The sequence below is a fragment of the Kitasatospora sp. NPDC059599 genome, assembly GCF_042735125.1.
Taxonomy (GTDB): Bacteria; Actinomycetota; Actinomycetes; order Streptomycetales; family Streptomycetaceae; genus Kitasatospora.
This window is the reverse complement of sequence record NZ_JBHWCL010000063.1, coordinates 1-20,486: the sequence shown is the minus strand read 5'-3', so window position 1 is coordinate 20,486 and position 20,486 is coordinate 1. Positions and strand designations below refer to the sequence as shown.

At 71.3% G+C, this 20,486-nt stretch carries 17 protein-coding genes and 2 pseudogenes; 11 read left to right on the top strand and 8 right to left on the bottom strand.

The window, feature by feature from the left end; all coding sequences use genetic code 11:
* Positions 1-3 precede the first annotated feature (3 nt).
* Positions 4-1,068 (bottom strand): type III polyketide synthase, encoded by a 1,065-nt coding sequence (locus ACFV04_RS22265; RefSeq protein WP_380346060.1) that lies wholly within the window; start codon positions 1,066-1,068, stop codon positions 4-6.
* 78 nt (positions 1,069-1,146) lie between these two features.
* Between ACFV04_RS22265 and ACFV04_RS22260 the strand changes: the two genes are divergently transcribed.
* A complete protein-coding gene (locus ACFV04_RS22260; RefSeq protein ID WP_380531453.1) occupies positions 1,147-2,031 on the top strand; it encodes a UbiA family prenyltransferase in 885 nt (294 codons plus the stop codon).
* Between the two features lie 267 nt (positions 2,032-2,298).
* On the opposite strand, the gene ACFV04_RS22255 is transcribed toward ACFV04_RS22260, so the two are convergent.
* Both ACFV04_RS22255 and ACFV04_RS22250 read right to left on the bottom strand, forming a co-directional pair.
* Positions 2,299-2,862, bottom strand: coding sequence for a hypothetical protein (locus ACFV04_RS22255; protein WP_380346056.1), 564 nt, complete (start codon positions 2,860-2,862; stop codon positions 2,299-2,301).
* A 333-nt stretch (positions 2,863-3,195) separates the two neighbouring features.
* Positions 3,196-3,423, bottom strand: coding sequence for a hypothetical protein (locus tag ACFV04_RS22250; protein WP_380346054.1), 228 nt, complete (start codon positions 3,421-3,423; stop codon positions 3,196-3,198).
* A 519-nt stretch (positions 3,424-3,942) separates the two neighbouring features.
* Here ACFV04_RS22250 and ACFV04_RS22245 point away from each other — a divergent pair.
* The 3 genes and pseudogenes from ACFV04_RS22245 to ACFV04_RS22235 form a co-directional block, all read left to right on the top strand.
* Positions 3,943-4,146 carry a cold-shock protein gene (locus ACFV04_RS22245; RefSeq protein ID WP_099897249.1) on the top strand — a complete coding sequence of 68 codons (204 nt, stop codon included), beginning with the start codon at positions 3,943-3,945 and terminating at the stop codon, positions 4,144-4,146.
* A 366-nt stretch (positions 4,147-4,512) separates the two neighbouring features.
* Positions 4,513-6,060 (top strand): DEAD/DEAH box helicase, encoded by a 1,548-nt coding sequence (locus ACFV04_RS22240; protein WP_380346052.1) that lies wholly within the window; start codon positions 4,513-4,515, stop codon positions 6,058-6,060.
* A 158-nt stretch (positions 6,061-6,218) separates the two neighbouring features.
* Positions 6,219-6,659: pseudogene (locus ACFV04_RS22235) on the top strand (phenylalanine 4-monooxygenase); the annotation flags it as partial.
* A gap of 53 nt (positions 6,660-6,712) precedes the next feature.
* Here ACFV04_RS22235 and ACFV04_RS22230 read toward each other — a convergent pair.
* The 3 genes from ACFV04_RS22230 to ACFV04_RS22220 all read right to left on the bottom strand — a co-directional run bounded on the left by ACFV04_RS22230 (position 6,713) and on the right by ACFV04_RS22220 (position 11,798).
* Positions 6,713-9,274 (bottom strand): FG-GAP-like repeat-containing protein, encoded by a 2,562-nt coding sequence (locus tag ACFV04_RS22230; RefSeq protein WP_380531451.1) that lies wholly within the window; start codon positions 9,272-9,274, stop codon positions 6,713-6,715.
* Positions 9,275-9,354: 80 nt separating this feature from the next.
* Positions 9,355-10,458 carry an FG-GAP-like repeat-containing protein gene (locus ACFV04_RS22225; RefSeq protein ID WP_380531448.1) on the bottom strand — a complete coding sequence of 368 codons (1,104 nt, stop codon included), beginning with the start codon at positions 10,456-10,458 and terminating at the stop codon, positions 9,355-9,357.
* Positions 10,459-10,514: 56 nt separating this feature from the next.
* Positions 10,515-11,798, bottom strand: coding sequence for an FG-GAP repeat domain-containing protein (locus ACFV04_RS22220; protein ID WP_380531446.1), 1,284 nt, complete (start codon positions 11,796-11,798; stop codon positions 10,515-10,517).
* A gap of 351 nt (positions 11,799-12,149) precedes the next feature.
* Between ACFV04_RS22220 and ACFV04_RS22215 the strand changes: the two genes are divergently transcribed.
* The 3 genes from ACFV04_RS22215 (at position 12,150) to ACFV04_RS22205 (ending at position 16,357) form a co-directional block, all read left to right on the top strand.
* Positions 12,150-15,074 (top strand): BTAD domain-containing putative transcriptional regulator, encoded by a 2,925-nt coding sequence (locus ACFV04_RS22215; RefSeq protein WP_380531443.1) that lies wholly within the window; start codon positions 12,150-12,152, stop codon positions 15,072-15,074.
* Positions 15,075-15,397: 323 nt separating this feature from the next.
* A complete protein-coding gene (locus ACFV04_RS22210) occupies positions 15,398-15,598 on the top strand; it encodes a hypothetical protein (RefSeq protein ID WP_360268252.1) in 201 nt (66 codons plus the stop codon).
* Between the two features lie 60 nt (positions 15,599-15,658).
* A complete protein-coding gene (locus ACFV04_RS22205; protein WP_380531440.1) occupies positions 15,659-16,357 on the top strand; it encodes a restriction endonuclease in 699 nt (232 codons plus the stop codon).
* Positions 16,358-16,621: 264 nt separating this feature from the next.
* On the opposite strand, the gene ACFV04_RS22200 is transcribed toward ACFV04_RS22205, so the two are convergent.
* A complete protein-coding gene (locus ACFV04_RS22200) occupies positions 16,622-17,230 on the bottom strand; it encodes a TetR/AcrR family transcriptional regulator (RefSeq protein ID WP_380348136.1) in 609 nt (202 codons plus the stop codon).
* A gap of 92 nt (positions 17,231-17,322) precedes the next feature.
* Between ACFV04_RS22200 and ACFV04_RS22195 the strand changes: the two genes are divergently transcribed.
* Positions 17,323-18,189 (top strand): methyltransferase domain-containing protein, encoded by an 867-nt coding sequence (locus ACFV04_RS22195; RefSeq protein ID WP_380531437.1) that lies wholly within the window; start codon positions 17,323-17,325, stop codon positions 18,187-18,189.
* A gap of 121 nt (positions 18,190-18,310) precedes the next feature.
* Here the strand turns inward: ACFV04_RS22195 and ACFV04_RS22190 are convergent, their stop codons facing one another.
* Positions 18,311-18,475, bottom strand: coding sequence for a hypothetical protein (locus ACFV04_RS22190; RefSeq protein WP_380531434.1), 165 nt, complete (start codon positions 18,473-18,475; stop codon positions 18,311-18,313).
* Between the two features lie 246 nt (positions 18,476-18,721).
* Here ACFV04_RS22190 and ACFV04_RS22185 point away from each other — a divergent pair, with 246 nt between their 5' ends.
* From ACFV04_RS22185 to ACFV04_RS22175, 3 genes and pseudogenes are all read left to right on the top strand, one after another.
* Positions 18,722-19,153 (top strand): hypothetical protein, encoded by a 432-nt coding sequence (locus ACFV04_RS22185; protein WP_380531431.1) that lies wholly within the window; start codon positions 18,722-18,724, stop codon positions 19,151-19,153.
* A 206-nt stretch (positions 19,154-19,359) separates the two neighbouring features.
* The gene (locus ACFV04_RS22180) at positions 19,360-20,106 is read left to right on the top strand and encodes a HEAT repeat domain-containing protein (protein WP_380531428.1); all 747 of its coding nucleotides are present in this window, start codon (positions 19,360-19,362) and stop codon (positions 20,104-20,106) included.
* Positions 20,019-20,486 (top strand): annotated as a pseudogene (locus tag ACFV04_RS22175) (hypothetical protein); the annotation flags it as partial. The gene ACFV04_RS22180 and the pseudogene ACFV04_RS22175, both read left to right, overlap by 88 nt.

The following is a 20,486-nucleotide window of genomic DNA, read 5'->3' as shown; positions in this document are numbered from 1 at the left end:
GACCTACCAGCGGAGCAGGACGAGTTCGGAGCAGAAGCCCGGCCCCATGGCGAGGAGCAGACCGGGCGTGCCGGGCGGCGGCGGGCACAGTTCGAGGGTGTCCCGCAGGATGTGCAGTACCGAGGCGGAGGAGAGGTTGCCGACCCGGGACAGCGAACGCCGCGTCAGCTCCAGCGCCCGCGCGTCCAGCCCGAGTGCTTCGCCCAGGGCGTCAAGCACCTTGGGCCCGCCCGGATGGGCGACCCAGCCGGTGACGTCCGGCGGCTTCAGGTCGTGCTCGGCGAGGAAGGCCCTGACGTCCTCGCCGACGTGCAGGCGGACCAGCTCGGGCAGTTCGGCGCCGAGCACGATCTTGAATCCGGTGTCGCCGATGTCCCAGCCGAGCACGCGTTCGGTGCCGGGGTACAGCAGGCTGCGGGTGGCCACCACCTCCGGACCCGCCCACTCCTGGTGGCGCGGGTGCTGCCGGCCGACGGCCACCAGCACGCCGGCGCCGTCGCCGAACAGCGCACCGGCCACCAGGTTCTGCACCGAGGTGTCGGTGCGCTGCAGGGTAAGCGAGCACAGCTCGACCGAGAGCAGGACCGCGACCTGCCCGGGATGTCCCTCGAGGTAGTCGTGCAGCCGGGCGAGGCCCGCCGCGCCCGCGACACAACCGAGTCCGAAGATCGGCACGCGCTTCACGTCCGGCCGCAGGCCCACGCGCCCGGCCAGCCGGGCCTCCAGCGAGGGTGTGGCGATGCCCGTCACGGAGGTGGAGATCACCAGGTCGACCTCGTCGGGTGCCAGGCCGGCCGCCGCCAGGGCGCCGGTCAGCGCCTGCTCGGCGAGCTCCAGCCCGGCTTCGACGAACAGGTCGTTGGCCTGCCCGAAGCCGTCCAGCTCCAGGTAGCGCTCCAGCGGCAGGACCAGGTAACGGGTGCCGACGGTGGAGGTGGCGTGCAGCCGTTCCAACACTGCGCGGTCCCCATCGGGCGGCAGGCACATCGCCGCGAGGGCCTCGGTGATCTCGCCCTGCTCGTACCGGTGCGGCGGGAGTACCCCGTAGACGGCGGCGACTCTGCTCATCCGGCCAGACTACGGCTATCTGACTATTCATCACGAAATGGAATGTATTCGGCGGTTTGCCCGATCTAGCATGGGACCGTGCACACCGCCGGAGCCCAGCACACGCCTGCGGCCGGGCAGTCCCGTCCCGGCGCGGGCGGCCCGGTCCGTGGGTTGCTGGCCGCCTCCCACGCCCTCCCCTCGATCGCCGTCACCGCCGTGATCACCGCCCTGGCGGCCGCTTCCGGGCGGAGCCCGGCGGGCACCGCGCTGGCGGCCTCGGCGGTGCTCGCCGGGCAGCTGTCGGTGGGCTGGTGCAACGACCGCGTCGATCTGCGCCGGGACCTTGCCACCGGTCGGGGTGACAAGCCACTGGTGGCCGGCACGGTGCGCCCGCGGACCGCGGCCGTCGCCTCCGGGTGCGCGCTCGCGCTGTGCGTTCCGCTGTCGCTGGCCAACGGGCTCGCGGCCGGCACGGCTCACCTGGCCGGGGTCGCTGCGGCCTGGTCGTACAACCTCGGCGTCAAGCGCACGGTGCTCTCGTGGCTGCCCTACGCCGCGGCCTTCGGGCTGCTGCCCGCCTTCGTCACCCTCGCCCTGCCCGGACATCCCTGGCCGGCCGGATGGGTGATGGTCGCCGGCGCACTGCTGGGCACGGGCGCCCACGTCACCAACGTCCTGCCCGACATCGACGACGATCTGGCGACCGACGTCCGCGGCCTGCCCCAGCGTCTCGGCCCGCGACCGGCGAGGGTCCTGGCCGCCGTGCTGCTGCTCGCCGGGGCGTTCGTCCTCGTCCTCGGGCCGTCAGGGCGGTTCGGCGCTGCGGGCTTGACCTCACTCGCCCTCACCGGCGCGCTGGCACTGGCCGTCGCGCGACCGCCACGGTCCGACCCGCGCAGCCGACTGCCTTTCCTGGCCACCCTCGCCCTGGCCACCCTCGACGTCGGCCTGCTCCTGGTCCGCGGTGCCGCACTCACCTGATCGGAGCATGGGCCGCCCGAAGTCGGCGGCCAGGCAGGCGGGTGTCGTGCTCCGCCGGTACGACGACCACGGGACGGCGGGGGCGGACGACCACGGTACTGGTCGACCAGAGGGCGAGGCGCCCCCAGGCCCCCGACGCCCGGGAGCCGACCACGAGCCTGCGGTCCGTTCGAATTCCGAGCGCCGGGCAGGCATGTTCATGCGGGGCCTGCAAGGGGTCAGCCACGTGAGCCGAGCTCTCGAACTGCACAGGTTCAGGAGCGGGTCTCAGTAGCTGCCGCCGCCGGTGGAGCTGGCCGACGGTGAAGCCGACGCGGAGGCCGCGCTGGTGATCGCGTCACCGCTCGGACTGACCACGTACCACGAAGCGCCGAAGGCGTTGACGCCCTGGCCGTTGGTTTCCCCGGGCTTCGTGTCCTTGAAGAAGTGGTACAGCGGGTGGCCGTTGTAGGTCACCTGGGTCGAGTTGTCCGAACGGGTGGTCGTTCCGACGAGGGACGCGGTCACTCCATTGCTGCTGGGTGCTCCGGTCGTGGTCTGCGGCGGCCAATTCTGCGTACAGGTGCCGTTGCAGGTCGAGGTCGTCCCCGTGTCGGCCTTGAACAGGTACAACGTCCTACCGGAACCGTCGACCAGGATCTGGCCGAACGGCGAACTCGCCGTTTTCACCGTGGCGACGCTTCCGCTGGGAGCGGCGGAGCCGGTGGCGGTCGTGGGCGTGCTGGTGCCCGCAGTCGGGGTCGAGGAAGCCGTGGTGCCGGAACTGCTGCAGCCGGAGGCGGTGGCCACCATGGCAACCACGCCGACGGTAAGGACGATGAAACGATTCATGACATACCTCTTGGCCCTGGGGACGCGGCGACGCCGGTCGAGCGGCTCACCGACGGTGACTTTCCGAACCACGTTAGGCACCGAAGCCCGACCTGCTTCCGCCAGTGATCCGGCCCCACGCCCACCTTCACTCGTGCGGGTGACCAAGGGTCGCGGGGGTCCGACCGTCAGCCGGGACGTCCGTGGGCATCAGCCGACCGGCAGGCCTGGAGCGCCACAGCGACGAACCCGCACCCGCACCCGCACCCGCACCCGCACCCGACCACGGCTACCCGACACGGAGGGCTCGCACCATGTGCGGCGCACGCGGCGGAGAACCGCGTGCGTCCTGGGTCAGAGTTTGAACATCGTGGCGTAGGGCTGGGTGATGCGTTCCCGCCGCGATCCGAAGTCGACGAGTACCGCGATGTCGCTGTCTCCTTCGACGCCGACGGCCCGGCCGAGGCCGTAGGTGTCGTGGGTGACGCGGTCGCCGACTGCGAAGCGCTTGCGCGGTGCTTCAGCCGGGGGCTTGAAGGGACTGGTGGGCAGGGCGCGGCGGACTGCTGCAGGTTTCGTCATTTCCTGCAGTATGCGCCCAAAAACCCGGGAGCGGGTCTTCTCGGTGCACTCGCCTCCGGAGCTGCGACAGGAATTCTGCGCAAACCGTCCAGTGCGCCCCCGGATGGGGCCGGTGGGCGTGGTGCGTCGCTTTCGCGGGTCTGTCGTGGTGGGGGCGGGTGCTCAGCTACCGCACGACTCACCCTTCCGGGGGAGCGCGGGTCGGTCGGCTCCCAGGAGGCGGTATTCATGCCCAACCAGTCATCTTTGCAAGGGTGTTGACGGCCCTCTCGCCCCGCACCCGGCGGCCCCGGGGGAAGGGGTCCGGAAGGGTCCGGGTGGAATTTCCGCCCGCTGCGGGCCTGGGCCTGCTAGAGTCGTTCTAGTTGCAGTAGTGGTTCCCATGAACTTTGTGTGCGCCTGCTGATGTTTCGCAGGCGCCTTTTTGTTTCCCGGCTCTTCCCCGGGTGGGTGCTCATCGCGGCGACTCGAAGCGCGCGCTGTGCTCGCTTCGGACAGCCCCTTGAAGGAGAATTCTTTATGGCTAATGGCACTGTGAAGTGGTTCAACGCGGAAAAGGGCTTCGGCTTCATCGAGCAGGACGGTGGCGGCGCTGACGTCTTCGCCCACTACTCGAACATCAACGCCAACGGCTTCCGTGAGCTGCTCGAGGGCCAGAAGGTGGAGTTCGACGTCACGCAGGGCCAGAAGGGCCCGCAGGCCGAGAACATCCGTCCGCTGTAGTTCCTGCCACGGCACCCGCCTGGTAGCGAGGGGCCCGCACCGCGTACATGATGCCCGGTGCGGGCCCCTCCGCATTGCGCCACGACGCGCTTCCCGGCCGTTTCCGGCCCCTGGCTCCGCCACCGGCGGCCATCCCCACGCGAGACGCACGGCGCCGCGTCCGGATCGCCGCCCTGCCGTGACAGCTCACGGTTCGAGGTTCTTCGCTCCCGCCCTCCGCGGTGAGCGGCGACCGTCGGTGACGTGCCGCACGGTTCCACCGTCCACGCCCGTTCCTCACACTTTCGGCCCGTTCCCTTGCGGCCTCCTGCCGGCGCACCGCGCTGCGGAGCATCCTCGCGACGTGCCGCCCCAGGAAGGTTTCACATGAACCGCTCCAGTCGCTCCCCGTACCGGAACGCCGACTCCCGCTCCTCGGAATCCTCCCGCTCCAGCGGCACCTACGGATCCCGCTCCGGCGGCAGCTCGTTCTACGGCGACCGCCCCGCCCGCGGTCGTAGCAGCCGCCAGGGTTCCACTCCGCAAGGCGAGTTCGCGATGCCGGTGAGCACCACCCCGGCGCTCCCGGCCGTCGAAGCGTTCGACGAACTGGACCTGCCCAAGGCACTGCTCTCCACCCTGACCCGGCACGGCGTCACCGCACCGTTCCCGATCCAGGCCGCGACGCTGCCGAACTCGCTGGCCGGACGGGACCTCCTCGGACGGGGCCGCACCGGGTCCGGCAAGACCCTCGCGTTCGGCCTCCCCGTGCTGGCCCGCACCGCCGGCCGGCGCGCCGAACCGCGCCGCCCGCTGGCCCTCGTCCTGGTCCCCACCCGCGAGCTCGCGCAGCAGGTCACCGACGCCCTCACTCCGTTCGCCCACGCGGTGCGACTGCGGATGGCGGCCGTGGTGGGCGGGACGTCGATCCGACGCCAGGCCCAGGCGCTGAACCGCGGGGCGGAGGTCGTGGTGGCCACCCCGGGCCGGCTCAAGGACCTGATCCAACGCGGCGACTGCCAGCTGGACGGCGTCGGCATCACCGTCCTCGACGAGGCCGACCAGATGGCCGACATGGGGTTCCTGCCGCAGGTCACGGAACTCCTCGACCAGGTCGCCGAAGGCGGCCAGACGATGCTGTTCTCCGCCACCCTGGACCGCAACGTCGACCGCCTGGTGCGGCGCTTCCTCAAGGACCCGGTCACCCACTCGGTGGACCCGTCCGCAGGAGCGGTCAGCACCATGGAGCACCACGTGCTGCACGTGCAGAACCACGACAAGAACGCCACGATCGCCCACATCGCCTCCCGCGACGGCGGAGTGATCATGTTCACCGACACCAAGCACGGCGCGGACCGCCTGGTGGAGGACCTGCTCGCGAACGGAGTGAAGGCCGCGGCCCTGCACGGCGGCAAGTCCCAGCCCCAGCGCACCCGCACCCTGGAGCAGTTCCGCAGCGGAGAGGTGACCGCGCTGATCGCGACCAACGTCGCCGCCCGGGGCATCCACGTCGACGGGCTCGACCTGGTCGTCAATCTCGACCCGCCGACAGACCACAAGGACTACCTGCACCGCGGCGGACGCACCGCCCGGGCCGGCGAGTCCGGCACCGTCGTCACGCTGGTGCTGCCCAACCAGCGCCGCGCGATGGCCCGCCTGATGAACACGGCCGCCATCACCCCCGTCACCACCCGCGTCAGCGCCGGCGACGAGGACCTGACCCGCATCACCGGCGCCCGCATCCCCACCGGCGTGCCCGTCGTCATCGCCGACCCCGCCGTCGAACGCCCCCGCCGCAGCCCGTCCACGAGCCGCAACCGCCGCAACCGCCCCGCCCACGCGGCCGGTGACACCCGCGCGACTGTCGCGGGCCGCGACAACCAGGGCTCCTCCGGCCGCCGCCGGGCACCGAGGCGCGTCGCCCTCGCCGCCTAGTCGTACTCGGTCGACACGTCGGTGACAGGAGCCGGTGGCCGTTGATCACGGGAGGACCTCCGGGCGTAGTGGAGTTTGCCGACTTCACTCACCTCGGAGGTCCTGGTGGCCCACGCTGATGCCCGGCTGACGTTTCACCGGATGCCTGCTGGTGCGACGTGTCCTCGACCGCCGGCCGGTCTCGCACAAGGGAACGGGCCCCGAGCCCGCCGGACGGAGTCCCGCAGCACTCCGAGGTCGGCGCGCGGCTGCGGGCCCTGACGGGTTTCGACTTCACTCTGGCAGGTGGTGCGGTCGCCAACGAGCGGTTCTTCGGGTCGATGGCCCGCGGGTACTTCCACGCGGTGCGGTTCGTCCGCCACCCGGCGGTGCCGCTGTACACGCCCGAACCCGATGTCATCCACGACGTCCTCGGCCACGGCATCCACCTCGCCCACCCGCAGTTCGCCGACCTCTACCGGCTGATCGGGCAGGCGGCGGTGCGAATCGAGAACCCGGACGTGCTGCAGATGATCAGCGACGCGTACTGGTTCACCCTGGAGTACGGAGTCCTGGAGGAGAAAGGCAAGCCCAGGGCCTACGGCGCGGCCCTGCTCTCCGCCCTCGGCCTGCGGGTAGTCACCGCCTCCCGCTCAACGGGGAAGCTCAGCGGTCACCATCCGGCGGTGAGGTCGGTGGGCCGGACGAAGCCGGTGTTGCCGTCGCCGGGCCACCGCTTCAGGACACCGGTGGAGTCGTCGCGGGCGAGGAGGTCGGCCTTGCCGCCCTTGGTGGTGCGGCCGGCGACGGTCTGGGTGTAGGTCCAGCCGTCGGTCAGTTTGACGGGGGTGTTGAAGGAGCCGCCGGGGTTGTGGGTCCACATCCACAGGATGCCGTCGGCGCTTCGGGCGACGAGGTCGGCCTGGCCGTCGCCGTTGAAGTCGGCGGAGGTGGTCTGGGTGAAGTTCCAGCCCGAGGTGAGTCTGGAAGGGGAGCCGAAGGTGCCGTCGCCGTGGCCGGGCCAGATGTAGAGGTTGTTGTCCGCGCCCTTGGCCACCAGGTCGGTCTTGCCGTCCCCGTCGAAGTCGGCGGAGGTGGTCTGGGTGAAGTTCCAGCCCGAGGTGACCTGGACGGGGTGGGCGAAGGTCCCGTCGCCGTTGCCCTTCCAGAGGTGGAGGACGTTGTCCGGGCCCTTGGCGAGGATGTCCGCCAGGCCGTCGCCGGTGAAGTCGGCGAGGGTCGTCTCCGAGAAGTCCCGCCAACCGCCGGTGACGACGGCAGGGCCGCTGAAGGTTCCGTCGCCACTGCCGTACCAGGCCTTCAGGCTGCCGGTGGAGTCCTCGCGGGCGATGAGGTCGGCGACACCGTCGCCGTTGATGTCGCCGATCGCGGTCTGGGACATCGCGGTGGCGACGCCAGGGGTGCCCCGGGCGAGGGTGTCGGCGAGGAGCTTGGTGCCGGTGTCGTTGAAGTGCAGGTTGTCGTTCCGGTCGTAGAGGCCGTCCCGGAGGCGGCTGGGCATCAGCGGATCGCGTGCCGCCAGGTCGAAATCCGCACAGCCGTCGACGTCGTGGGAGGAGCGGAGGTAGCCGTTGACGGCCTGCCGGACGTTCTCCCCGGCGTCGCTGTAGTGGGTACTGCCGCCGAACGGCGGGATGGTCGCGACGAGCACACGCATCCCGTAGGCGTGCGCCCGGGCCGCGACCTGCCGGACTCCGCTGATCAGATCGGTGGCGGAGGCGTTGTGCAGACCGATGTCGTTGATGCCCTCGTACAGCACCAGGGTCCGGGCGTCGGGCTGGGCGAAGACGTCGCGGTCGAGGCGGTTGAGCGCGCTCACCCCGGCCCCGCCGGCGGTGTCGGTGAGCAGCGAGTTCGCGGAGAGACCGACATTGGCCACGCCTGTGTTCGGTGAGCCGGCGCGAACGTCGGCGGCGTAGTAGTCGGGCCATCGATGGTTGGCGTCCACGGCGGTGTGACCACCGTCGGTTTGGGAGTCGCCGAGCGCGACGACGGTGCCGCCGCCGTTGTCGTTCGCGACGTCGACACCCGTGAGGAAGGTCCAGAACTGGAACTGCCCGGGGTACCCGGTCGCGTCGGCGTCGGCGCTGTGGTCGCCCGCGCCGGGCTCGGTGGTGTACGAGGTGCTCAGTGCCCAGTCGTGCATCGGCGCGACCCGTACCGGTCCGGGCAGGTAGACGCTGACCAGGAGGTTGTCGCCCTGGCTGATCGGGAAGGCGATCGGGTCGCTGTGGACTTCGCCGCCGGCCGGCACCACGGTCTGCTGGGAGCCGTCGAAGGTCAGCGACACCGGGGTGGCCTTCGGGGTTCCGTGATCGGCCTGGACGGCCAGGGTGACGTGCCCGAAGGTGACCGGAGACGGTGAGAGGGCGTTGGTCAGTCTGATCCGGACCGTGTCCCCCGCGAGGTTCGGGTGGACGGTCATCCGCAGGGTCTGCCCGGTCCAGCCGCCGCTCTGCGGCACGGGACTGGCCACACCCATCGCTGCCGCCCAACTCGCCTCCCAGGTCTTTCCGTCGGGGGCGGACGTGGTGTCGCGCAGGGCAAGGCCGAAGACGTGCAGGGACGGCCTACCGCTGCCGAGTACCCCGCCGACGTTCGGCAGGGTGACCGAGGTGACGGCCTTGCCCCGGACGATCGGGACTGAGACCGCGTAGAGCCGGGCGTCAGCGGTCCGCGGGCCGGAGGCGGTGTTGCGGTGCGGGAGGGTGAGAGCCGCTTCGGCGGCGTCACCCTGGGCCCAGTCGCCCACGGTGAGGCGGTAGCCACTACTCGTTCCGTCGCTGTAGCGCACCGTTCCGCTGCCGGTCACGGGGCCGTTGGCGGCGGTGGCCAGGAAGCTCAGCGCGCTGCCGCTGCCGCTGACCGCGACGGTCTGGCCGGAGGCGAGGACGTTGTCCGGGCGGCCGGGATCCACATCGGCCCGGGAGAAGGTGGCGCCGCTGACGGTGATCCGCGCACTCCGGGACCAGCCCGCCGCGTCGAGGTCGGAGGCGGAGAGGGTGTCGCCGTCGCCGTCGAGGTCACCGGCCGAGGTGTCGGTGTCCGCGGTGACGGCGGTGTTGTCGAACAGGGCGGTGAGCGGGCTGCCCTGGGTCGCGGCCAGTGCGGGGGCCGCTCCCAGGGACATCAGGCAGGCGCCCAGGGCGGACAGCGCCGCCAGCGCCGCGATCGGGCGTTCGGCGGCGCGAGGTGTTCGGCGGAGGATGTTCATACGGTCCTTCGAGGTGATGTGGCGATCAGTGGTACGGCCGGCTGCCTCCCCGGCGGTCCGGGGAGGCAGCCGACCGTGTGTTACCAGCCGCTGGTGAGGGTGAAGGAGCGGGTGAAGGTGCCGTCGCCGTTGCCGGCCCAGACCATGAGGTTGCCGGTGGTGTCGTCACGGCCGATCAGGTCGGCCTTGCCGTTGCCGTCGATGTCGGCGGCGGCCGTCTGGCTGAAGTTCCAGCCGCCGGTGATCTGCTGGGGCGCGCCGAACGAACCATTGGAGTTGTGCAGCCACATCACCAGGTTGCCGCCCGCGTCACGGGCGATGATGTCGGCCTTCCCGTCGCCGTTGAAGTCGGCGGCCCGCGTCTCCGTGTAGTCCCAGCCGCCGGTCTGCACGTGCGGTGCACCGAAGGTGCCGTCGCCGTTGCCCGGCCACATGCGGAGATTGCCGTCCGAGCCCTTGGCGATCAGGTCGACCTTGCCGTCCCCGTCGAAGTCGGCAGCGGCGGTCTGCGTGTAGTCCCAACCACCCGTCACCTTGTGCGGCGCACCGAACGTGCCGTCACCGTTCCCGTACCACATGTCCAGGCTGCCGTCCGTGCCCTTCGCGACGATGTCCGCCTTCCCGTCGCCGTTGAAGTCACCCACCGTCGTCCCGGAGAAGTTCCAGCCACCCGACACCACCTTGGGCGAGGAGTACGAAGCACCCGCGTTGTGCACCCACATCATCAGGTTCCCGGTCGAATCGTCCCGGGCGATGATGTCCGCCTTCCCGTCACCCGTGAAGTCCGCCGCCGCCGTCTGCGAGTAGTGGAGGACCGTCCCCGGGTACGGGTCCGCGGTGTCTGCGCCAAGGCCGGACTTCGGGCCGCACTGAGGCCACGCGCCTTCGCCCTGCTTGGCGAGGACCTTCTCGGCTATCAGGATCTGCTGCTGCTTGGTCGCCTGGTTGGCGTAGGGCGCGTACGCGGTGCCCCCGTACGCTTCCCAGGTTCCCCTGTCGAACTGCAGACCACCGTAGTAGGTGACTCCACCGACGACATCGACGATGTCCCACTGGCCGCTGCTCTCGCACTGGGCGACCTTGTCCCAGGTGCTCAGCGAGGCGGCGTTCGCCGACCCGGCGGCCCCCACCAGTGCGGCGGTCACGAATGCGGCGACGACGGGCGCTGCAGTGGACTTCTTCAACTGTGTTTCCTTCGATAGGGATTGCATGGCGATGCGTCAGTCGATGACGAGGTGTGCTACCAACCGCTGGTGAGGGTGAAGGAGCGGGCGAAGGTGCCGTCGCCGTTGCCGGCCCACACCATGAGGTTGCCGGTGGTGTCGTCACGGCCGATCAGGTCGGCCTTGCCGTTGCCGTCGATGTCGGCGGCGGCCGTCTGGCTGTAGTTCCAACCGCCGGTGATCTGCTGGGGCGCCCCGAACGAACCATTGGAGTTGTGCAGCCACATCACCAGGTTGCCGCCCGCGTCACGGGCGATGATGTCGGCCTTCCCGTCGCCGTTGAAGTCGGCGGCCCGCGTCTCCGTGTAGTCCCAGCCGCCGGTCTGCACGTGCGGTGCACCGAAGGTGCCGTCGCCGTTGCCCGGCCACATGCGGAGATTGCCGTCCGAGCCCTTGGCGATCAGGTCGACCTTGCCGTCCCCGTCGAAGTCGGCGGCAGCGGTCTGCGTGTAGTCCCAACCACCCGTCACCTTGTGCGGCGCACCGAACGTGCCGTCACCGTTCCCGTACCACATGTACAGGCTGCCGTCCGTGCCCTTCGCGACGATGTCCGCCTTCCCGTCGCCGTTGAAGTCACCCACCGTCGTCCCGGAGAAGTTCCAACCACCCGACACCACCTTGGGCGAGGAGTACGAAGCACCCGCGTTGTGCACCCACATCATCAGGTTCCCGGTCGAATCGTCCCGGGCGATGATGTCCGCCTTCCCGTCACCCGTGAAGTCCGCCGCCGCCGTCTGCGAGTAGTGGAGCGTGACGTCGAGGACGTTGCCGTAGCGGAAGGGCAGGAAGCCACCGGCGGTCATTTCGCTGCGGTCCATGGCCCGGTACCGGGCGTTCGTGCCCTTGTGCGCCTCCTCGTAGACCATGGCGGTGGAGTGGCTGGAGTCGGTCCACCGGTCGAACAGCACGGTGTGCGTCCTGACGTTGTTGATGGCGTCGCCCTGCTTGAGGTCGTCCAGGCTGCCGAGCTGGGTGGCGAACTGCTCCATCGTCTCGGTCGTGAAACCGTAGTTGGTGCCGCTGGTGTCGATGTGCCAGGCCATCGACACCAGACCGGAGCAGTCCTGGCGGTACTTGCCGTTGCTGTCGCTCCAGTCGCTGTCCTGGTCGTACGGCACGCCCTCGTCGACCCAGGACTGGGCGCGGGCGATGATCTCGGAACGCGTGATCTGGCCGCCGGTCGAGGACGTGCCGACCGCGTGGGCGGCGGTGGTCGTGACGGCCGTGGTGGCGATCGCTCCGGAGGCCGCGACGACGGCGGCGAGGGCTATGCGGACGAGCTTGGGGGTCTTGGCGGGCAAGGGAGTACTCCTGATTCGGTGGTGGTGGCTGGAGCCGACACAACGATCTTGACGCCGCTCGCGCACATCACGACAACAACCCGTCAACGAGTGCCGCCACGGGCCGCGCAGCGTCGTCGAGCCTGGATCGATGCTGGTCAGGGCGGTCATCCCGGTTTTTTCACCGGCTCGGTGGGCCGCGGGCAGAGCGGTTTGCCAGGGCCGTTCGACTGGACCTAACATCCGGCTAACTGATCGTCAACGTGTGCTGTCGGCCGAAGGTCGACGGGCTGTGGGGACACAGGGGCAACGGGCTGTGGGGGCACAGGGGGCGACGGGCTGTGGGGACACAGGGGCGACGGGGGCACAGGGATGAGGTTCGGACTGCTCGGTACCGTGACGGTGCACGACGGCGAGCGGACTCTGGAGGTGCGCGGCGCCAAGAGCAGGGCGCTGCTCGCCGCACTGCTCTTCCAGGCCAACCGGCCGGTCTCACTCGGCAGCCTGCGCAACGCGCTGTGGGGCGAGGAACAACCGGCCAGTGCGACCGCGTCGTTGCACAACCACGTGAGGCGGCTGCGTCAGGCCCTGGCTGCAGAGGGCGGGAGGCTTCGCTCGGTGCCGAACGGCTATCTGCTGCGGGTCGACGACGGCGAGCTCGATGTCCGGGACTTCACAGCGTTGCTCGGTCGTGCCCGGGCCGCCCGCGAGGAGCGGGACTGGCCGGCCGTCAGCCGGCACACCGCGGCCGCGGCGGCGCTCTGGCGCGGTGAGCCGCTGTCCGACCTGCCCGCTGTTCTCGGTCTCGACCCCGAGGTGCGGCATCTGCTGCAGGCCCGCCTGCAGGTACTGGAGTGGCGGTTCGAGGCGGAGCTGTGTCAGGGGCGGCATGCGGAGGCGGTGCCCGAACTCGCCCGTCGGGTCGCCGAGTATCCGCTGCACGAGGAGTTCCACGTGCAGTTGATCACTGCGCTCTACCAGGGCGGGCGCCAGGCCGACGCCTTGTCGGTCTTCGAGGAGGTCCGTGTCCGGCTTGCCGAAGAACTGGGCACCGACCCGGGACCGGCCCTGCGAACCGTCCACCAGCAGGTACTGGTTCGCGACCCCGCGCTTCTCCGGCGACCCGAACCGTTCGCCGCCGTCCCCGACGAACCAGCGAACAGCTCCGCCGACGATGACGGCAGCGCCGACGAGCAGCTCGCGGCGAGTTCCGCGACCTCCCCCGCACAACTTGCCGCAGACACTGCGGCGAGTTCCGCGACCTCCCCCGCACAACTCCCCGCAGACACTGCGGACTTCACCGGCCGCGCGGACGAACTGAGGCAGCTGACCGACCGTCTGACGGCTGCCGCCACCGTCGGCTCCCCCGCCGTGCTCGTCCTCTCCGGCATGGGTGGCATCGGCAAGACCGCCCTCGCCGTCCACGCAGCCCACCGGGTGCGGCACCTGTTCCCCGACGGGCAGCTCTACGTCGACCTGCGCGGCTTCGGCAAGGGCGAGCCCCGCGAACCGCACGACGTCCTGGCGGGCTTCCTCACCGGTCTCGGCCACGGGGACCAGGTCGAGACCCGAAACCGGCCGATTCCCGAACACACCGACGAACGCTCCGCCCTGCTGCGCACCGTCCTGGCCGCCCGGCGTGTCCTGCTGGTCCTCGACAACGCGCGCGACGCCGAGCAGGTGCTGCCGCTGCTGCCGGGCAGCGGCCCCTGCGCGGTGCTCGTCACCACCCGCAGCACCCTCACCGAGCTGCCCGGCGCCGCGCAGTTCGGACTGGACCCGCTGGACGTCGAGGAGCAGCGCGCGCTGCTCTCCGCGCTGTGCGGCCCGGGCCGGATGGCGCAGGACCCGGACGGCGCGCTGCGGCTGCTGGCTGCGTGCGCGGGGCATCCCCTGGCGCTGCGGATCACCGGTGCCCGTCTCGCCGCGAGGCCGGGCTGGCCCCTGGGGACACTGGCACAGCGCCTGGCTGCGGGCGACGGCCGGCTGCGGGCGCTGTCGGCGGGCCACCTGGGTGTGCGTGCCACATTCGCCTCCAGCTATCTCGCCCTCGGCGACGACTCCTCGGGGCTCGAAACCGCCCGGGCATTCCGGCTGCTGGGACTGTGGCCGGGCTTCGTGTTCACCGTCGAGTCCGCCGCCGCGCTCATCGGGCGTTCCGTCGGGCTGACGGCAGACCTGCTCGAAGAACTGGTCGACGTCCACCTGCTGCAGAGTCCCGGGCCCTTGCAGTACCGGTTCCACGACCTGCTGGGCGAGTACGCCGCCGAACGCGTCGAGGAGGAGGAGACCCACGAAACCCGTGACGCCGCCCGAATCCGTCTGATGCGCTGGTACGCGGCGGCACTGGCCGATGCCAGCCGCGCGATACAAAAGGGTCACGGTGCATCGTTCGCAGCCGAAACTCCCCCGGCCCCACTGCCCGCCTTCACCAGCGCGGAACAAGCCCTGCAGTGGTGCGTACAGGAGCTCGTCCACATCAAGGAGACGATCCGGCAGGCCGCGCACTGCAGCCGCCCTGGCCTCGCCTGGCGCGTCGCCATCGGGCTGATGGGATACGTGAGGCACTACTGGTGGACCGGCGAAGCGGACGCCTGTCTGCGCCTGGCCCTGCAGATCGCCGAACGGCACGACGACCTGGAGGGCCAGGCCTGGCTGCTCCGCCGGATCGGCGCCGGCCACGGCATGGCGTACCGCACCGAGCAGGCCGTCGAAGCCCTGCATACCGCCCTGGCTCTGTTCGAGAAGATCGACGACGGATCCGTCCCGGTAAGTCTGCTGTCGGATCTCTCCAACGGACACAACCAGCTGGGCCGGACCGCACAGGCTCTGAGCTACGCCCGGCAGGCCCTGGAGCGGCAACGCGCGAGCGGCACACGCGACGACGAAGGCCTCGTCCTGAGCACCATGGCCCTCTCCCTCCTGGCGGCCCGCGACTTCCCGGCCGCGGAGACCCACCTCCGCGGTGCGCTCGAACTCTGGCGCGCGCACGGAAACCTTCCCAACACCGCCATCACCCTGGCCAATCTCGGCGACGCGCTTCGCGCCCTCGACCGCCGGGAGGAGGCCTTCACCGCACTCGGCGAAGCCCTGGCGATCCAGCAGCGCCTCGGACACTTCGGCTACATCGCGGACTGCCTGGTCATCACCGGCCGCGCCCACCTTCACTTCGCCCAGTGGGACGACGCCAGGAACTGCTTCGACCGCGCTCTCCAGATCGCGCGTCAGCACCGGCTCACGGCCTGGATCGACCAGGCGCGCCAAGGACTGGAGGAGTTGGAGCTCCGCCGCGGGTAGGACGCGACCCTGGCCGGTGAACCGAACGCCCCCGGCCGGGGCCATGCCCCGCATCCTGTGGGGCCGGAGAATTCATCGCCTCTGGTCAGGCGAGTCGGACACGGACCCGGCCGCCACGAGATCCTGGAACCGAGTCTGTGCCGCGCGAACCAAAGCAGGACGGTTGGGGGGAGCGGACGGCCGCGAACTCGCGCTCGTTCGCGTCCGGCCAATTTCAGAGAACCGACCCCGCCGAGGTGGCCGCTCTGGCATGCTCACCCGAATGCAGCAGGCTCCGGGTGACCGAGGCCTCACACAGAGTCAAATACGGGCCGGGGTGGGCAGTGCAGTACACGATCAGCGCGACGGCGTTCCTCGCGATCCTCATCATCATCCGACTCCGGCGCCGCACCGAGGCCCGCAGCCGCACCGACGAGGCGTTCACCGTCTTCACCGCCGTCACCTTCGGCGTCCTGATCGCCGCCACCGCCTGGGGCCACGCCATCCTCCAACTCGTCGGCATCGCCGTCGAAGCCACCCACTGACCCCTCCCGGTACGACGGCCCGCAGGAAGGACACCCACGTGATCAGGCCCGGAGCAGCGCATGGCTAGCCGCAGGCCACCGGCACGACGACGCCGAGGACGCGGACCCGCACGACGCGACGACGCGACCTGGCTCGCCTACGGACTCCTGACACTTCTGGCCTTCGGTGCCGCGGCCGCTGTCCTGCGGTGGCTGGCCGCGAACTGGTGGATCCCGGTCGCCGTCGCCCTCACGGCCGGCGCCGCCGCCGTCGTCGTCCTGCGGAGCCGGGCCCTGGCCGCCCGCGAGGACCGGCTGCGCGCCGCCCGGCTGCGCCTGGCGCTCGGCGGCCCGGGCGGGATCGACCACATGACCCCGGACGCGTTCGAGTTCGCGGTGCGCGACCTGCTGGAGCGCGACGGCTGCCGTGCGCGCAAGGTCGGGAGGGCGAACGACCAGAGCGTGGACGTGCTCGCCGAGGATCCGACGGGACGGCGCTGGGCCGTGCAGTGCAAGCACAAACGGGACCCGATCAGCGGCAAGCCGGTGGGAGTCGGAGTCCTGTACGCGCTCGCCGGAACCTACCAGCGCGCCCACCACGCCCAGCTCGCCGTCGTCGTCACCAACGGCCGCTTCTCCCGCGAGGCCCACCGCTGGGGAACCGAGCAGGGCATCCACCTCGTCGACCGCACCGCCCTCGCCCGCTGGGCCGCCGACGGCCGCCCCCTGTGGAACCTCCTGCCCCACATCCCCCACCCCCGCAACGGCCGACAGAACTGACCGGGACATCCGGCACCGCCGTCCGGGCCCGGCCTCCCTGTTCCGTGCTGCCGGCCGGCGCGCGGTGTCCCACCGACGAACGCCGCGCTCGCCGGATGGGCGTGCCCTGCACGGGGAGCGTGGCCGGCGCTCGCAGCGTCGCCGGTGGGCGGTGGCGCGCGTCCCGGGCCGGCTCGCAGCGACCGAGACGGCCGCCCGTCTCGCACGTCGGCATCCGGTGTGCGGCGGGTGCACCGCTGCCGGCTGCGCCTGTGCCAGGGGCTGTCAAGCCGAGGGGGCCGGTGCGTCCGGTCCGGCGATGAGCGCGGCGACCAGGCGGTGGATCAGCCGGGGGTTGTCGTCGGACTGGGTGCTGCCGTGCATGCGCAGGTGGTGGACCGTTCCGGCGAGGGCGAGGGCGAGCATTCCGCAGTCGGCGTGTGCGGGGATCCTGCCGAGCCGTTGCTCTGCCTCCAGGTAGCGGGCGAGCGCGTCCTCGACCGCGCCGGGTCCGGGGGCCCCGGCCTCCCAGGCCTGCCGCACCCGCTCCACCACCACCTGCCTGGACATCGCCGTCGCCGTGAGCGCCGGCCCCTGCGTGCCGAGCATGGCGAGCGCCACGCGGAACAGGTTCTCCCGTACGTCGCCGTGTCCGGCCTGCTCCGGGAGGGGGCGAACCTCGGCGGCGAGCCGCTCGAAGCGGTCCAGGACCAGTTGCGCGATGAAGTCGTCCAGGTCGGCGAAGTGGTTGTACAGCAGGCCCTTCGCGCAGTCCGCCTCCGCGGTGACCGCACGGTTGGTCAGGCCTGCGGTCCCCTCCCGGGCCAGCACGCGCTCGGCCGCTGCGAAGAGCCGTTCCCGCACATCGACGATCGCTACACCGCGTGGTGACATCAGGCCCTCCTGGCAGGGTTGCATGTATGGGCATGTGCCCATACCTTCATATGGGCACATGCCCATACTAGCTGTCCGACAGGAGTGATCTCATGCGTCAGCTCGTCAACACCCAGCAGTCCGAGGCCTGGAACGGCGACGAGGGCCGGCACTGGAGCGATCACCACGACCGCTGGAACGCGGTCAACGAGGGGTTCGACGCCCCGCTTCTGGAGGCGGCCGGAATCCGCCCCGCAGACCGCGTGCTGGACGTGGGCTGCGGCGCCGGCCAGACCACCCGGCTCGCTGCCCTGGCGGCAACGCCGGGGTCGGCCCTGGGTCTGGACCTCTCCGCCCCGATGCTCGCCCGGGCCCGCGCCCTCGCCGCCGAGGAGGACATCGACCGGATCGCGTTCGAGCAAGGCGACGCGCAGATCCACCCGCTGCCGACCGCCGGCTTCGACGTCGCGATCAGCCGCTTCGGGATCATGTTCTTCGAGGACCCGGTCGCGGCGTTCGGCAACATCGGCCGGGCCCTGCGCCCGGGCGGCCGGATCGCGTTCGTCTGCATGGCCGACCCGGCCCGGACGGAATGGGTACAGGTCTTCGACGCGGTACGCGCCGTGCTGCAACTCCCCGCGCAGGGCGTCAGCATCCCCTCGGGGCCGGGGATGTTCTCGCTCGCCGACCCTGCGGTGATCCACCGGGTCCTCGCCGAGGCAGCCTTCACCGACGTGCGCACCGAACCCGTCGAGGCCCGGGGACAATTCGGTCGCGACATCGATGACGCTGCCGACCACCTGCTGGGCTCGGGCCCGGTGCGGCACCTGGCGAGTCTCCTCGATCCCGCCGGCACCGACGGCCCCAGCGCGGCCGGGCAGGTCCGGGACGCGCTGACCGGCGCACTCGCCGGGTACGAAGGGCCCGGCGGCGTCCGGCTCCGCACCTCTGCCTGGCTGGTCACCGCCGCCCGTCCCTGACCCGGTCGGCCGTCGTCGGCCGACATCCGGCAGACCGGGATCTCGCCGCGGCAACGCCCCGACCCCGGGCGGCTCGGCCGACCGGAACTCTCGGATCCGATCCGCCGGACCGCGATCTCCGTCAAAGGCAGCGCAGGACCGCGACGACCTTGCCGAGGACGGTGGCGTCGTCGCCGTTCCTGGCGGTCGCGCTGTCCACGCACCTCGCGCAGTTCCCACCGGCCGCCCGGCGCCGGCTGCTGACACTCGACCAGACGGTCATCCGGACGATGGGCACCCTCGCCATGGCCGGAATTCCCGCGCCGGCCGCGGCCCACCCGCGGGCCGGATTCACCGCCGGCGACATCGCCGCCGTGGTAGGCCTCGCCGGGTGCGCGGTCGTGGTGCGGTGGGCGAAGACCCGCACGCTCCGGCGGACCGTCTCGGCGAAGGGACGGTCTGCCGGCTCGCGGCCCGCAGGGGAGAAGATCGTGGCCGCGGCCGAGAGTCTAAGTTGGGCACAAGCAACCCGATCCCGATTGGCACTGGTCAGATGGCTTACAGCTCCAACACCCTCCCGGCTCGCTCATCCTCGAACGCGCGATGGCTGCCGCTCACCACCACGGCGATCCTGACCGTCCCGATCGGACTGGCCTGCACCGTCTACGCGTTCTGGGCCCAGCGCCACTACGTCGGCGGACTGATGTGCGTTCCCACCCCCGCGATACCCGTGTCCGCACAGGTCGCCGCATGGGCCGGCCCTGCCATCGGCATACTTGCTGCGCTGTTCCTCTCCATGCTGCTGTGGGCCGCGGCGCGGGGTCAGAACACCGCGGCGCAGCCTCTCAAGCCGCTGCTGATGATCGCGCTCGTCATCGACCTGCTGCTCATCGCGCCGGAGGTGTCCAACCTTCACTCGGTCCTTCCGGACTTCAAGCCGCACAAGGTCACCGCCAGCTTCTGCAAGGAGGGCTACAGCTACTGAGATCCGCGAGTCCGTGATCATGTCGCCGACAGGCTGTTCCTGGGCCCGCTCCCCGGGGTACCGGCCCGGCGGTTGGTGTCGGTTCCGGTTGCGATGATGGTGCGATGGCGTGAGCGGGGGGGTGTGAGTGGGAATGCGGGAGTGCGGTCCGGTCGAGAGGAGACGACTGGCTCTTCGAGCCAACCGGCTACCCGCAGAACTGGTCGGTGCAGGCCGCCCGGGAGGCGATCACCGCCGACACCGCCCTTCTCCTGCCCGCGCTCGACGACCCCGACCCCGCCGTGCGCCTCGCCGCCGCCTACGTCCTGGCCGCCGCCGGACGCGCCCACGACATCCTGGCCGCCGTCCACACCCGCCTGCTCCTCGAACACGACCCCGCCGTCCGCGCGGGCCTGGTCCTGGCGATCGCCCAACTGTCCCGCGCACACCAGGACACAGCGACCACCGCCTGGATGCGCGCCTGCTGGTCCGACCCCGCCCGGCCGCCCGAAATCCGCGTCAGCGCCGCCCTGGGCTGGCTGTGCCTCACCGACGACCCGGTCCCGGACACCCTGCGCACCATGCGGACCGGCCTCGACCACGGGGCGCGGCGCAGCAGCGACCGGAGCGACCGAGGCCCCCAGGACGACCGGCGCAGCCGGGGCAGGCCGATCGACGGCGGCGACGTCGGCCGGGGCCATGGTCGAGCGATCGACCTCGACCATCAACACCGGCACCCCGACCGCCGGAGCCCGCCACACACCGTCCGGACGCACCCTGCGCCTGCCGCCCGGCAGCTGGGGGCGGCCCGAATGGGAACGGGCATGGTCACGATACGAATAACCCCCCTGGCCACCGGCGCCCCGGCCCGCCATCATGATCAACCGTGTCCACCTCCCCCGAGGCGCCCACCGCGGCGTCCGCCGACAGGCCCGTCCACGGTTCGCCGTGCCCGCGCTGCGTCGCCCCCCTGACCGACGACCCGCGCTTCCTCGTCTGGTGCCCGGCCTGCGACTGGAACCTCGTGCCCGGCGAGGACGCCGCCCCCGAGCCCACCCGGCGCGAGCGGGTCGCGGTCGCCCGCACCGACCGGCTCTACGAGGAGCAGGCCGCCGGGGGCGGCTCCCCCACTGCCCGCCGGGACTGGCTGCTGGCCTCCGCCGCAGCCGGGGTGATCCACCTCGTCACCGTCGGCACCTTCGCCCTGGCGTTCTGGCTGCTGATCGCCGGGACCGTCGTGCAGCGCTGCGTCGGCGCGGTGGTGCTGGTGATCGCGGTGACCCTGCGGCCCCGGCTCGGCCGGCTGCCGAAGGACGCGGGCGTGCTCGACCGCGCCGGGGCGCCGGTCCTGTAC